This window comes from Arthrobacter sp. MAHUQ-56 (assembly GCF_019710585.1).
Taxonomy (GTDB): domain Bacteria; phylum Actinomycetota; class Actinomycetes; order Actinomycetales; family Micrococcaceae; genus Arthrobacter.
Genome location: NZ_JAIFZQ010000020.1, coordinates 784,390 through 797,812, shown reverse-complemented (window position 1 = coordinate 797,812; position 13,423 = coordinate 784,390). Strand labels below are relative to the sequence as shown.

The 13,423-nt window shown below is 67.6% G+C and carries 9 protein-coding genes; 5 read left to right on the top strand and 4 right to left on the bottom strand.

Annotated elements, in window-relative coordinates; translation table 11 throughout:
* Positions 1–35 precede the first annotated feature (35 nt).
* Positions 36–1,058, bottom strand: coding sequence for an NAD(+) diphosphatase (nudC, locus tag K4G53_RS16105; RefSeq protein ID WP_221386642.1), 1,023 nt, complete (start codon positions 1,056–1,058; stop codon positions 36–38).
* A 142-nt stretch (positions 1,059–1,200) separates the two neighbouring features.
* Between nudC and K4G53_RS16100 the strand changes: the two genes are divergently transcribed.
* Positions 1,201–2,493 carry a macrolide 2'-phosphotransferase gene (locus K4G53_RS16100; protein ID WP_221386641.1) on the top strand — a complete coding sequence of 431 codons (1,293 nt, stop codon included), beginning with the start codon at positions 1,201–1,203 and terminating at the stop codon, positions 2,491–2,493.
* A 66-nt stretch (positions 2,494–2,559) separates the two neighbouring features.
* Here the strand turns inward: K4G53_RS16100 and K4G53_RS16095 are convergent, their stop codons facing one another.
* Genes K4G53_RS16095 through K4G53_RS16085 form a run of 3 tightly spaced genes read right to left on the bottom strand, consistent with a single transcriptional unit; the run spans position 2,560 to position 9,760 of the window.
* The gene (locus K4G53_RS16095) at positions 2,560–6,051 is read right to left on the bottom strand and encodes an ATP-dependent DNA helicase (RefSeq protein WP_221386640.1); all 3,492 of its coding nucleotides are present in this window, start codon (positions 6,049–6,051) and stop codon (positions 2,560–2,562) included.
* Positions 6,048–9,311, bottom strand: a complete 3,264-nt coding sequence (locus K4G53_RS16090) for an ATP-dependent DNA helicase (protein WP_260323751.1) — start codon at positions 9,309–9,311, stop codon at positions 6,048–6,050. The genes K4G53_RS16095 and K4G53_RS16090 overlap by 4 nt, the downstream gene beginning before the upstream one ends.
* A 32-nt stretch (positions 9,312–9,343) precedes the next feature.
* The gene (locus K4G53_RS16085) at positions 9,344–9,760 is read right to left on the bottom strand and encodes an MGMT family protein (RefSeq protein WP_221386638.1); all 417 of its coding nucleotides are present in this window, start codon (positions 9,758–9,760) and stop codon (positions 9,344–9,346) included.
* Between the two features lie 63 nt (positions 9,761–9,823).
* Here K4G53_RS16085 and K4G53_RS16080 point away from each other — a divergent pair, with 63 nt between their 5' ends.
* From K4G53_RS16080 to K4G53_RS16065, 4 genes are all read left to right on the top strand, one after another.
* Positions 9,824–10,534 carry a 3'-5' exonuclease gene (locus tag K4G53_RS16080; protein WP_221386637.1) on the top strand — a complete coding sequence of 237 codons (711 nt, stop codon included), beginning with the start codon at positions 9,824–9,826 and terminating at the stop codon, positions 10,532–10,534.
* A 332-nt stretch (positions 10,535–10,866) separates the two neighbouring features.
* On the top strand, positions 10,867–11,817 hold the full coding sequence (locus K4G53_RS16075; RefSeq protein ID WP_221386636.1) for an ABC transporter substrate-binding protein: 951 nt from the start codon (positions 10,867–10,869) through the stop codon (positions 11,815–11,817).
* A 12-nt stretch (positions 11,818–11,829) separates the two neighbouring features.
* Entirely contained in the window at positions 11,830–12,594 is a 765-nt protein-coding gene (locus K4G53_RS16070) for an amino acid ABC transporter permease (protein WP_221386635.1), read from the top strand.
* Positions 12,591–13,328 carry an amino acid ABC transporter ATP-binding protein gene (locus K4G53_RS16065; protein WP_221386634.1) on the top strand — a complete coding sequence of 246 codons (738 nt, stop codon included), beginning with the start codon at positions 12,591–12,593 and terminating at the stop codon, positions 13,326–13,328. Before K4G53_RS16070 ends, K4G53_RS16065 begins: the two co-directional genes overlap by 4 nt.
* Positions 13,329–13,423: the final 95 nt, after the last annotated feature.

Sequence of the window (13,423 nt, the reverse complement as noted above, 5' to 3'; positions counted from 1 at the left end):
GACTACCGCGTGCTGGAGTCTGGTGGATGAAATTGCTAGGCGCCGGCCAGGTCCCGGATCCGCCCGCCGTACCAGTGCTCAATCAGGGAGCGGGCAATAGAGAGCCTGCTTGAAATGGTGATTTCCCCGCTGAGGACTGCTTCCTGCAGTTCCTCGCGGCTGAACCAGCGGGCCCTGGTGACCTCCACGCCGTCGGGCGTTGCCTGGGCGTCTTCGGTGACGGCGGTAAATCCAAGCATAAGGGAGGCCGGGAACGGCCATGACTGGGAGCCCAGGTACTGGCAGGCTGTGACCCGGACCCCGACCTCCTCCTGGATCTCCCGGACGACGGCCTCTTCAAGGGATTCACCGGGCTCGACAAACCCCGCCAGCGTGGAATAGTTGCGGGCGTCCACAGGCCCGCCTCCGCCCAGCAGCAGCCGGCCATCCGGCCCCACCACCGTGACGATGATGGCCGGGTCCGTGCGCGGAAAGTGCTCGGAGTTGTCTGCCGGGCAGCGCCGCACCCAGCCACCGGCTTCCACGCGTGTTGGCGTCCCGCAGCGCGGACAGTGGGTATGGCCGGCGTGCCAGTTGGCGATGGCGCTCGCTTCCACGAACAACGCGGTGGACGTGGCAGTCAGGCCCGCGGCAACTTCCCGGAATCCGGCCCAGGAGGCCCCGTGCGGGATACCAGCTGTTCCGGGCTCGAGCGGCTCCGGCAGGACGAAGAGCAGCAGTTCCGTGTTCGTCGGAAGGTCCGAGGCCGGCAGCGCCGATCCCAGGTAGACCACCAGCTCCGGGGCGGTCCCGGCCTTTTCAAGCTCCGCCAGCAGTTCCTTGGCTCCGGTCAGGACCATCCTGCCGTCCTGTACCAGGCCCTGCCTGCCGGACAGGACAGCGGCCAGGACATCCTGCGTGGCCAGCAGCTCATCCACCATGCCTGGCCTGCTGCGGGCCACCGATCCCCGGTCCACCAACGCAGGCCGCACCGGGAGCAGGGTCTCCACCAGGTGGTTCGCCGGCGGCCCCGCCGGAATGGTTTGGTGGACGGGAACGACAGACTCCGCATGGCTCATGAGACCACCGTACTTACTGGTGCCGACATTCCGCATTTCCTTTGGCGGGTCCCCGGAGCCCGGCGCGGAGGAAATCCAGCTATCTGAGGACTCGCCGCCTGCGGACCGCCTTCCGGGGCGGCACGCAATCTACCGTGGAACGGTGAGAAGAAAACCGATTGAACTGGCGGCCATTGCAACCGCGGCAGTCCCCGGACTGACGCCGACGGCCGTTAGCTCTGCTCCGGATGATCCCGCGGACTTCGATGCGGCACTGCTGCTGGACTCCGAGGGCAAACGGTGGCGGGTCAGGTCGCCGCGCCACGCTGAGGCAAGCGCCCGGCTCGAAACCGAATTCCTGGTCCTGCGTGCCTTCGCCCCGGCGGTGCGGGCCGAGCTGCCGTTCCTGATGCCCACCGTGGCCGGCAGCGTGCGGCTGGGCACCCTGAGCACCTTTGTCTACTCGCATCTGTCCGGGACCACACGCAGCGTCGAGGAACTGACATCCGGGCCGGAAAGCCTGGCACGGGAAATCGGCTCCGCCCTCGCTGCCATCCACGACCTCCCCCGGTCCCTGGTCAGCAACGCGGACCTGCCCAGTTACACGCCCAACGAGTTCCGCCAGCGGAGGCTGAACGAACTGGACCAGGCTGCCACCACGGGGAAGATTCCCGCGGCACTGCTGCGCCGCTGGGAGCACGCCTTGGAGGATGTGTCGCTGTGGCGGTTCAACCCGAGCGTGGTCCACGGGGACCTGCACGAGGACAACCTGCTGGTGGAAGCCGGGCGGGTGACGGCGGTGACCGGATGGACAGACCTGCGCATCGGCGACCCCGCCGATGACTTTGCCTGGCTGGTGGCTTCCAACGAGCAGGACTTCGTGGACGCCGTCCTCAAGGCCTACACCGCCAGCCGGCGCGACGTCCCGGACCAGCACCTGCTGCGCCGGGCAGCCCTGTCCGCCGAGTTCGCCCTGGCACAGTACCTGGTCAAGGGCCTGGCCGCCGGCGACCAGGCGATGGTCTCCGAAGCCGAGGGCATGCTGGAGAGCCTGGCCAGCGACATCGCCGAATTCGGCGGCCAACCCATCAGCGTTGAGCCCCTCCCGTCGGCCGGGAACCAGGGCGGGTCGGTGCCCACCGCTGCGGCCGCGACTCCCGCAGGCGGCACCGGCGCTGCCCACGGCGGACCGACTGCAAGCGGCAGCAGCGCTGTGACGCCCGCTGTCACCGTGGCTCCCGTGCCCGTCCAGCCTGCGGTCACTGTCGTTCCCGTGCCCGTCCAGCCCGCCGTGCACGTTGCGCCCATCCCCGCTGAACCTCAGCAGGCCGCCTCCGCGAACGGCGCCGCGGGGGCAGCCGGAGTCCCTGAACTGGACGCCAACGAACCGGAGGCCAAGGGGCCCGACGACACTTCAACTGCGGCGATCTCCATCATCAACGTCAAGCAGGGCTGACCCGGCCCTGCTGCCGGCTTTCCTCGGCGAAGGCGACGGCCTTTTCGCGGAAAGCCGGCCCGCAGCTCAGGCCCCGGCCAGCGCTCCCGCTACGATGGCCTCCAACTCGGCGGCCGTTCCCAGATCGTGGGGCCGCACCACAGCGTTGTCGGCCACATAGAAGAACGCAGCCCGCACCTCTTCAAGCGGAACCCCCTTGAGGCGCGCCCAGGCCAGCCGGTACGCGGCAAGCTGGATTGACCGGGTCTTCAGCTGGGCCGCGGAGGGCCTGCGGCCTGTCTTCCAGTCCACCAGGTCCCAGCGGCCGTCAGCGTCGCGGAAGACGGCATCGATCCGCCCGCGAACCACTACCTCCCCTACCCGGGTTTCCACCGGCACCTCCACGAAAGCGGGCGACCTGTCCGCCCACGGAGAGGCGCGGAAGGTGGCCACCATGGCGTCAAGGTCGTAAGCGGCATCAATGTGGTCGTCCGATCCGGGAGCTTCGCCGAGGTCAAGCATCCCCGCCGTCCCGTAGTACTCCTCCACCCAGGCGTGGAATGCCGTTCCCTTGCGCGCCGACATCCCGGGTTCGCGCGGAACGGGACGGCGCAGGCGTCCGAGCACCGCTGCCGGGTCCTCCCCCAGATCCACCAGGGTGGACGCCGAGATATGGCTGGGGAGGTGGACGTCCTGGCCGCCGGACCGTCGGGCCCGGCGGTCCAGCAGCAGGGCTGCTTCCCGCGCCCATCCAGCGGCTGCACCAGTCAGCGGGGGCCGCGGGCCATCAGCCGGCTGCAGCTCCGTCCCTCCGGATTCCATCGCCCGGAGCACGCGCTCCGCGGCCCTTTCCATGGCCTGCCTGCGGCCGGGGGCAAGGCGAAGGCGCTCCCCCGTGCGCGGATCGACGGGCCCCTCCAGCGGATCATAGGGCCATCCGGCCACTTCGGTTTCAAGCGTCAGCGGACTTGACCCGGGCAGCGCAGCTTCCTCCTGGGACAGCGGGTGGACCACGGCGTTGGCAGCGGGCGCACCGCCGTCACCGTGGACAAGGCCTTCCAGCTCGGCAAGGAAAGGGGACATGTCCGCCTTCCCCGCCCGCGAGCCCACCCAGGCTGCGCTGGACACCCAGAGGACATGCTTTGCCCTGGTGTAGGCCACATAGGCCAGGCGCCGCTCCTCCGATTCACTGTGGGCCTGCACGGCCGCCTTGTAGTCCTTCTCGGCATCCAGCCAGCCCTTTTGGTCCGGCTGGTCAAGGTCCCACTGGGGCAGGTCGGCGCGGTCTCCTCGCAAGGGCCAGGGCAACGCCGCGGCGCCGCTGCTCCAGCGGGAGTCCCTGTCGCTGGGAAAGGCACCTGCGTTCAGCCCGGGAACGAAGACGGCGTCCCATTCCAGTCCTTTCGAAGCATGGACCGTCAGAAGCTGTACTGCTTCCCGGTTTACGTCGGTGGCCGGAGCTTCCAGCGCGTTTTCCTCGGCAGAGGCAGCTTCCAGCCAGGACAGGAAGGCAAGGACATCCACCCGCTGGGACGTGCGCAGAAATCCGGCGGCGGCGTCCTGGAAGGCATCGAGGTTCCGCCGGGCCTGGTGGATGCTGATTCCGGGGCGGGCGGCAACCTCGATGTCCAGCAGCATCGCCCTCTCTACTTCCCCCAGAAGGGTGGTGAGGTCATCGCCCAGGTAGCCACGCAGTTGCCTCAGTTCCACCGACAGGCGCGCCAGCCGGCTCCTGGCCTCGGAGCTGAGGGTTCTGCCGTTGGAAGACACCCATCCGTCCCGCGGCAGGAAGTCCACAGCTTCGACAAGGCTCGCGGCGTCGGTCAGGTCACCTTCAAGGATGGTCTCCCCTGCTTCGTCGCCCTCGTCGCCGGCACCGGAGTCATCCGCCTGGTCATTCCCCGGGACCGCCATCCCCCGGCGCCGGGCCAGCTGGCCGGACCAGTCACGCAGCGCCATGAGGTCGGCGGTCCCAATACGCCACCGCGCCCCTGCCAGCAGCCGCATCAACGCGTCGGAGCGGCCGGGATCGGCAAGGACCCGGAGCGTGGCTACGAGGTCCACGACCTCCGGGGTGTCCAGGAGCCCGCCCAGGCCAACGATCTCGTAGGGGATGCCACGGGCTTCGAACTGCCGCCGGACTGCCTCCATCTGCGCACGCCGGCGGCACAGCACGGCGAGGGCCGGGGGGACCACAGAACCGTCCGGCGTGCGCTCGAAATCGGTCATGCGGTACTTCACGGCGTCGTCCGCGAGCGCGGCGGCCTCGTCAACATCACTGGCAAAGCGTCCCAGCACCACCGTCCCGTCCACGGCATTCGGGCTTGGCTGCAGTGGCGGCACGTCCGCGGCAGCGCCCCTCCCTCCCGCGGGTGCCTGCTGCGCCGCCGCCTTGCCGAGCGACTGGGACATGACATTGGCCGCGGCAAGGATGGACCGGCCATTCCGCCAGGCGGTCGTGAGGTAGGACGTGGGCGCAGGTGCCCAGCCCTCAGCTTCGCCCGGCTGGCCGGTGCGAACGGGGAATTCGCGCACGAAGTGGAACAGCTGCCCGGCCGAAGCGCCACGGAAGCCGTAAATGGACTGGTTCGGGTCACCCACGGCCGTCACGGCATGGCCCCCGCCGAAGAGCCGGGAGAACAAAACCAGCTGCGCGTAGGACGTGTCCTGGAATTCGTCGAGCAGAACCACTTTGTACCGCTGCCGTTCCAGGGTGGCAGCCAGCGGGACGTCCTGGGCCACCCGTGCCGCGAGGGCCACCAGGTCGCCGAAATCGAGCGCACCACGGGCGCGTTTGGCCGCTGCGTAGCGGCCAACCATGTCGGCGACGCTGGCCCTGGTCCGGAGCATGCCGGCGAGGTCTGCGGCCGCCTGCGGTGGATTTTTCTTCTTTTCGGCCAGATACGGCAGCGCCTCATACTCGGCGAGCCGTGCCATCAGCCACGCCTCGACATCCTCCGGTTCCTGGAGGTGCTCCGCGCACTCGCCCGCGAGCTGGATTACGGCCTTGACCAGCGTGGACTTTGCTGCCCTGAAGTGCGAGTATTCGCCGTCATAGGCCTCAACCACCTCGCTGGCGAGTTGCCACGCCTGGGCGCCTCCGAGCAGGACGACGTCCCGTTCGACCCCCAGCCGCAGCCCGTAGTCGGAGACGACGCCGCTGGCGAACGAATGGTAGGTGGACACCTTGGGTTCCAGCGCGTCGCTGCTGAGCAGGCCCTCAGGGAAGACCTGATGCCCGGTGTCCTTCGCGGCCAGCCGCTGCAGGGCCAGAAGCTTTGCCCGGATCCGGCTGGCCAGTTCACCGGCCGCCTTCCGGGTGAAGGTGACACCGAGGACTTCTTCGGGACGTACCCAGCCGTTGGCGACGAGCCACACCACCCGGTCAGCCATGGTGGCTGTCTTGCCGGAACCGGCCCCGGCGATGACCAGGCGCGGGGCCAGCGGAGAGGCGATGATGGCCGACTGCTCGGCGGTGGGCTGGTTTTTCTCGCCGAGCAGCGCAGAGAGTTCTTCGGGGCTGAAGCGCGGCGGCGTGGACGCCGCCGCGCTTCCCAATGCTTCCACGGCCTCGCTCATTCGGTTACCTGCCTTCCGCGCACGCACAGGGGGCACACCTCGGGGAGGCGGCAGCCATGGCCGCCGTGGCTACCCTTGGCTGGATCATGCCGCGCCGTGAATTCATTGCCGCCCATGACGGCCGCAGCGTCCATCACCATGTCCAAGGCCCAGTTCTCCTGCGGGTCGATGGGTTCCTGCTGTTGGATGGCCGGACTTTTCGCCCCGGTCCCCAGTTGCGCCAGCACCGCCCCGCCGGACAGGCCGGGCCGGCCGCCGGGCACGGCAGCGAAGCCGCCCGCAAGGACGGCTGCCTGGTACGCGCCAAGCTGGGGGTGCCGGGAGAGCTCAGCCTTGCCTGGCTGCCGTTTCCCCGTCTTGAGGTCCACGATGACCAGCCTGCCTTCGCCGTCAATCTCCAGCCGGTCCACCTGGCCTCGGAGAGTGGCCGGGCGCGGCGATGCATCACCAACGTCCACCCCGCCAAGGGATACCTCGAAGTCCTGTTCCACTCCCAGAAGGCTGCGGCCTTCGCTCCTCATCACCAGCACATACTGCGCCAGCTTCCGCACCATCGCTTCTGCACGCTGGAAGTCCAGCTTTCCCTCCCAGTTGTCCTTCATTCCGAGGGCCGGCCAGCGGCGGACCAGTTCGGCGACGTACTCCGAACCGGAGGCCTCGGGCATATCCTGGGCGATGGCATGCACCAGCGTGCCCAGGCTTCGGGCGAAATCTGTGGCCGCCTCGCCGCCGGCTGCCTGAACGAACCAGTCCAGCGGCGACTTCTGCACCGTCTCGACCTTGGAGGGAGAGACGAAGACAGTGCCTCCGGGAGGAACCACCGGTTCGAGCGACGTCAGCGGTGCCAGCCCCCACCAGCTGTCCGGGTGGGCGCCTGCGGCTGCCGGTTCGGCCGCAGCAAGATGCGCCAGTACCCTGGCAGCTTCTTCGGCCTCCCGCTCCCCGGCCCCGTCCAGCTGCGCGTACTGCCGCAGCTCCGCGACAAGGGCACGCAGGGTCATGGGCCGATCCACCCGCGTGAAACCCCGGGCCTCCTCCCCCGCCTCCAGGGGTGCAACGAAGTCGAGGAAGGATGACGGCTGGTCGTCCTCGGACGAGACGGCGGTGCAGATGAGCAGTTCACCGGCCCTGGACACTGCCGTGGAGAAACTGCGGAGTTCGTCGTAGCGGATGTCACGCAGGCGGCTGAGCGGGTCGCGCTGCAGGGCATACTCCGGCCCGTGCTCAACGGCGTCCGCATACAGCGTGCTGCCGAGCAGTTCGCCACGGAGCCGTGTATTGGGCCACACGCCTTCCTGCAGGCCCGCGATGATAACCATGGGCCATTGCCGGCCTGCCGCACTGGCCGGGGTCATCAGTTCCACGGCGTCGTCCAACTGTGCACGGGCGGCGAGGGTGTCCATGGGGAGCTCCTGGCTCAGGAGGTACTCCAGGAACTGTTCGGGCCCGGCACCGGGCATCTGGTCCACATAGCGTTCCGCGGTGTGGAACAGCGCCATCATCGCGTCCAGGTCCCGGTCCGCGCGCGAGCCGTGTGGCCCTCCGGCGAGCGCTGTTTCTGTCCAGGCCGGGGAGAGGCCGGTTGAATTCCACATCGCCCAGAGCACCGACTCCGCGTTCGCGCCGGGCAGGGCGGCCGCCTCCCGTCCGGCGTGGATCATCCGTGCCGTCCGGCGTGCGGCGCGGCCTTCGATCCCCAGGGCTCCCAGCGCGCCAGGTTCCAGCAGGGCGTCGACAAGCAGTGCGTCGCTGCTGCGGCCGCCGCCGCCGAGCAGCTCCTCACGCCGAAGTGACTGCCGGAGCCTGCGCAGCTCGATGGAGGTTGCTCCGCCAATCCTGGACGTGAGGAGGGATACCGCAGCCTCCGGGGTAAGCAGTGCCGGGTCCAGTGCAATGGCGAAGGCATCCAGGAGCGGACGCACTGCCACCTCGTCCCGGACCGCGGATTCTGCCACCGGCACCCGCACAGGGATTCCCTGGCCGGACAGATACCGCTGCAGCTCGCTGACCTGCCCCCCGTTGCGCACGATCACCGCGATGTCCGCAAGGTCCCGCCCCTGGTTGATGTGCTGGTCCAGGATGCGCTGGGCGACATAGCGCAGTTCGTGGACCGGTGTGGGAACCAGGTGGGCTTCGACGGCGCCGGCGGCCCGGGCGGTTCCGGGCTGTTCCATTTGCCGGGCCAATTGCCCGCCCGCGCGCTGCGAGATGCGTCCGGCAACGTTGAGCCAGGACTCCGCCACGGCGGGCGCCAGCCCGTGGGCGTACCGAAGGGGACGTTCGACGGCGGGCGCCTCGGTTGACAACAGCCGGGGCAGCTCAGCCACCAGGTCAGGCCGCGCCCCCCGGAATCCCTGGACGACGGTGTCCGGGGAGGAGGTCACGAAACAGTCCTTGCCGGCAGCGATATCCGCAAGCAGTTCGACGATGGCGGGGTTCGCCTCCTGGACGTCATCCACCAGGACCAGCTGCAGCCGGGCACGTTCGGCAGCAAGGAAATCCGGAGCGTCCTGGAAAATCTGCCGGGCGGCCGTGATGATGCCGGCGGGGTCGAACGCCTCCGGCATCCGAAGGTCAAGGACGTCCCGGTACTCAGCGTAGAGCGCGGCTGCAGCCTTCCAGTCCGGTCTGCCGCACTCGTTCCCCAGCTGCTCAAGGTCCGCGGCCGTCCGGCCGGACTCGATGATGCGGTCGAACAGCTGCCGTACTTCCTGGCGGAAGCCGCGGGTCTCCAACGCCCCGTCAAGGTCCGCGGGCCAGGGCAGCTCAAGTCCCGGCAACCGGTGGCCCTCGAGGAGTTCCTTGATGATGAGGTCCTGCTCCGGCCCGGACAGGAGACGGGGCGGTTTGGACAACGGAATAACGCCTTCGGCTTTGGCCCGCCTGATGACGTCAAAGGCATAGGAGGCCCACGTCCGGGCCGGGGTGGTACTCAGGCTCCTGTCCAGGCGGGCGGTGAAACGGTCCCGCAGGAAATCCGCCGCCAGCCTCGTGGGAGCGAGGATCAGCATGCGCTCAGGGTCGACGCCGTCGCGAAAGACACGCTGGACGGCCGCCTCAATCAGCACCGTGGTTTTCCCGGTCCCCGGCGCTCCGGGAACCAGGACAGGCCCGGCGCCCTGGGGGACGTCAACGGCGGCCTGCTGGTCCGGCGACAGGCTGGCGCCCGCGGCATAAACCCGCCGCGGAGGAAGCAGCCTGAGGGCCGCTGCCGTTGTCCTGGCACCATCCGGCGCAGCCGGGCCGAAGGCCTGGTCCAGGTCCCGGGGACCTGTCAAAGGGAGTGTTACCGTCACAGCGCCATTCCATCATCCGGCACCGACAATTGATGAAGCCCGCGCTCCAGCCGGTCGGCTACCGCGTCGATACGGTCAAAATCGCCGTCGGTGGGCGCCCAGCGTGCGGCTGCCAGGTCTACCCGCCAACGGCCTTCCCCCGTCCGGAGAAAGGGTTCATACGCGCCGGCGAGCGGCGTGCCCTCATCAAGGTAGAGGAGGAGAGCCTCGGCCTCGTGCCCTTCGGGCGCATGGCCGCTCGCCTTCAGGACGCGCCACCATGGGACACCGCCGCCATAGTGGCTCATGACGGACCCCACCTGCCGCGGTCCCCCTGATCCCAGCAACTCGGCAACGTCCCCGTACGAGACTGCGGATCCCGCCGGCACCAGCCTCACGATGGCCAGGACCGCCTGCACGTACTCAATCCGCATTGATCCAATGTAGCCGCAGTGGCGTTCCCCGGAATTGTCGGAGCCTCCCCGTAGCGTGGAACCATGAGCACCTGGAACACCCTCCCCCGAGCCGCCTTCGACCTCGAAACCACCGGCAGGAATTCCCGCGCGGCACGGATCGTCACCGCATCGATCACCGTGGTGGACAACAGGGGCGAGGTCATCAAGGAGCATGAGTGGCTGGCGGATCCGGGCGTTGAGATCCCCACCGAGGCAAGCGACGTCCACGGCATCACCACCGAACAGGCAAGGCGGGACGGCCGGCCTGCCCGCGAGGTTACCGGTGAAGTTGCCGCCGTCCTCCAGGAACTCTTCGACTCGGGCATCCCCGTGATCGCCTTCAACGCCAGCTACGACTTCACCGTCCTTGCCGCGGAGTCCGCCCGCCATGGCGTTCCCCAGCTCACCCGGTTCCCGGTGCTGGATCCCTACATCATGAACAAGCAGGTGGACCGGTACCGGAAGGGCAAGCGGACGCTGACCGCGCTTTGCGAGGAATATGGCGTTGTCCTTGATAATGCCCATACGTCGGCGGCGGATGCCCTGGCCACGCTTCGGGTCCTGGATGCGATGGCGGGGAAGTTTCCCAAGCTGATGATGCCCGCCAGCCAGCTGCACCAGTTGCAGGTGGAATGGGCCATCAGCCAGGCGGCGGATTTCCAGGACTACCTCCGGAAGACGAAGCCGACTGCCGTGATTGAAGGGGACTGGCCCGTCCTCCCCCCGCAGGACGCCACCACGGGAGGGTTCTAGGTCCCTCCGGGGGTTCCCGCCAGCCATTGCGATGCATGTCACAGTCACGCCGCTTCACAAATAGTGCCCGAATCAGGCTGCCGAGTTCGCTTCACAGCCGTAGCGCCTGTCTATACTGCGCCAGCGCCCGCCTTCGGCGGAAGAATGTTCGCTGAACGGGAGCTAATAGCCTCCTATCATTCACAGGCCAACCGGTATTCACACTAGTGAGAGAATAAAGTTTTGCGGTCGCCCCCTGCCCGGCCAGCTGGACCAGCACCGGACAGGTGCCAGATGCCAGAGCGCAGCACTGCGGCCCGGTCGACTTATGACTCAATGAAAGTGACAACCTGATGAAAATCAAAGCGTTGAAGTGGCTCACGACCGCTCCCGTTGCCCTGGCCCTTGCGGCGTCCCTGGCTGCCTGCGGCGGAGGCTCCTCCCAGCCCAGCGGCACCCCCTCGGACGCCCTCCAGGGCAGCGACCAGCAGACGCTGGACAAGTACACCACCGCCGAGGTCACCCCGATCGACAAGATCGACAAGACCAAGCTCGGCCTCATCACCGAAGGCACCCTGCGCGTGGGCACCCTGTCCGACGCCCCGCCGAACATCTTCATCGATCCCTCCGGCAAGTTCACCGGCTACGACAACGAGCTGCTGCGCGCCATCGGTGACAAGCTGGGCCTGAAGGTCGAGTTCGCCTCCACCGATTTCTCCGCACTGCTGTCCCAGGTCGCCAACAAGCAGTTCGACGTCGGTTCCTCCTCCATCTCCACCACGGACGCACGCCGCAAGACCGTTGGCTTCACCAACGGTTACGACTTCGGCTACATGGCGGTTGTCACCAAGAACGACGCCAAGGTCACCGGCTTCGCCGACCTCAAGGAAGGCGTCCGCATCGGCGTCGTCCAGGGCACCGTCCAGGACGACTACGTCACCAACACCCTCGGCCTGGAGCCCGTGCGTTTCCCGGACTACAACACCGTCTACGGCAACGTGAAGAACGGCCAGATCGATGCCTGGGTTGCCCCGTCGCAGCAGGCCACCGGCCAGGTCAAGGAAGGCGACAACACCAAGATCGCCGAAAAGGTCGTCAACACCCAGAACTTCACCGCCTACGCAGTGAACAAGGACAACCAGGCCCTGATCGATGCCCTGAACTCGGGCCTCGACGCAGTGATCGCGGACGGCACGTGGACCAAGCTGACCGCCGAGTGGTACAAGGACCGGCCCACCGCCGCCGAACAGACCCCGCAGGGCTGGAAGCCGGGCAGCAAGGCCGTCCAGATCCCCGCCAAGTAACCCGGGCGTTCCATGGATATCCTCAAGCAACTTGCTGACACCTTCCTCGACTGGAAGGCGATGGGCGAAGTCATACCCAAGATGTTCGCCGTCGGCTTGCCGAACACCCTGGTGCTCGCCATCATTTCAGGCATCATCGGGACAGCCCTGGGAATGCTGCTCGCCCTGATGGGGATTTCCCGGAACGCAGCAGCCCGGTGGATCGCACGTATCTACACGGACGTCCTGCGCGGCCTTCCGCCGGTACTGACCATCCTGGTCATCGGGTTCGGTTTTGGACCCATCATCCGTGAACTGACCGGCTCCACGAGCCCCTACCCGATGGCTATCGCCGCCCTGTCCCTGATGTCCGGCGCCTACATCGGCGAGATCTTCCGCTCCGGTATCCAGAGCGTGGACAAGGGACAACTCGAGGCGTCGCGTGCACTGGGGTTCGGCTACGGGGCGTCGATGCGCCTGGTCGTCGTCCCCCAGGGCATCCGCCGGGTACTCCCGGCCCTGGTCAACCAGTTCATTGCGCTGATCAAGGAATCCTCCCTGGTGTTCCTTTTGGGCCTGCTGGCCAGCGAACGTGAGATCTTCCAGATCGGCAAGGATGCCGCCGCCACCACGGGCAACCTGTCGCCCTACGTGGCAGCGGCGGTCTTCTACCTGGTCCTCACCATCCCGTTGACGCACTTCGTGAACTGGATCGACGCCCGGCTGCGCACCGGCCGGCCTGAAAAGAAGGAACCGGACGAGGCCGCGGCCGTCGTCGGGAAGGGAGCCCAGGCATGAGCGAGTTCGCATCGGGAACGCTGAGTGCAAAGAACATCCACCTTTCCTTCGGCAGCAACCATGTCCTGCGGGGCATTGACCTGCACGTGCCCCAGGGCACCACGGCCTCGGTGATCGGCCCGTCCGGTTCCGGCAAGTCCACCCTGCTGCGGGTCATGAACAGGCTGATCGAACCGGACCAGGGCGACATCCTGCTCGATGGCCGTTCAGTCCTGAAGGACAATCCGGATGAACTCCGGCGCCGGATCGGCATGGTGTTCCAACAGTTCAACCTGTTCCCGCACAAGACGGTGGAAGAGAACGTTTCCCTGGCCCTGCGGAAGCTGCGCAAGCTCTCCAAGGAGCAGGCGCGCAGTGAAGCGTTGGAGCAGCTGGATCTGGTGGGCCTGAAGCACAAGGCTGATTCCCGCCCGGCGAACCTCTCCGGCGGCCAGCAGCAGCGCGTGGCGATTGCCCGTGCGCTGGCCATGAAACCCGAGGTCATGTTCTTCGACGAGGCCACCTCCGCCTTGGACCCCGAACTGGTCAAGGGCGTGCTGGCACTCATGACGGACCTCGCCAAGGGCGGCATGACCATGGTGGTGGTGACGCACGAGATGGGCTTCTCACGGAACGTCTCCGACGCCGTGACGTTCATGGACGCCGGCGTGGTGGTGGAGTCCGGCCCGCCCGAGCAGATCTTCACCGAGCCCCGGACGGACCGGCTTAAGGGCTTCCTCGCGGACGTCCTGTAGCCACACGGACCCAAAAGAAATCCCCGCCTGCAGTCTGCAGGCGGGGATTTCTTTTGGGTCCCTGCGGCGATCCCGGCCTTGTTCGCAGGACCGAA

Coding starts and splice junctions, on each gene's coding strand:
- nudC (WP_221386642.1), bottom strand. CDS start 1,058: ATGAGCCATGCGGAGTCTGTCGTTCCCGTCCACCAAACCATTCCGGCG.
- K4G53_RS16095 (WP_221386640.1), bottom strand. CDS start 6,051: ATGAGCGAGGCCGTGGAAGCATTGGGAAGCGCGGCGGCGTCCACGCCG.
- K4G53_RS16085 (WP_221386638.1), bottom strand. CDS start 9,760: ATGCGGATTGAGTACGTGCAGGCGGTCCTGGCCATCGTGAGGCTGGTG.
- K4G53_RS16080 (WP_221386637.1), top strand. CDS start 9,824: ATGAGCACCTGGAACACCCTCCCCCGAGCCGCCTTCGACCTCGAAACC.
- K4G53_RS16075 (WP_221386636.1), top strand. CDS start 10,867: ATGAAAATCAAAGCGTTGAAGTGGCTCACGACCGCTCCCGTTGCCCTG.
- K4G53_RS16070 (WP_221386635.1), top strand. CDS start 11,830: ATGGATATCCTCAAGCAACTTGCTGACACCTTCCTCGACTGGAAGGCG.
- K4G53_RS16065 (WP_221386634.1), top strand. CDS start 12,591: ATGAGCGAGTTCGCATCGGGAACGCTGAGTGCAAAGAACATCCACCTT.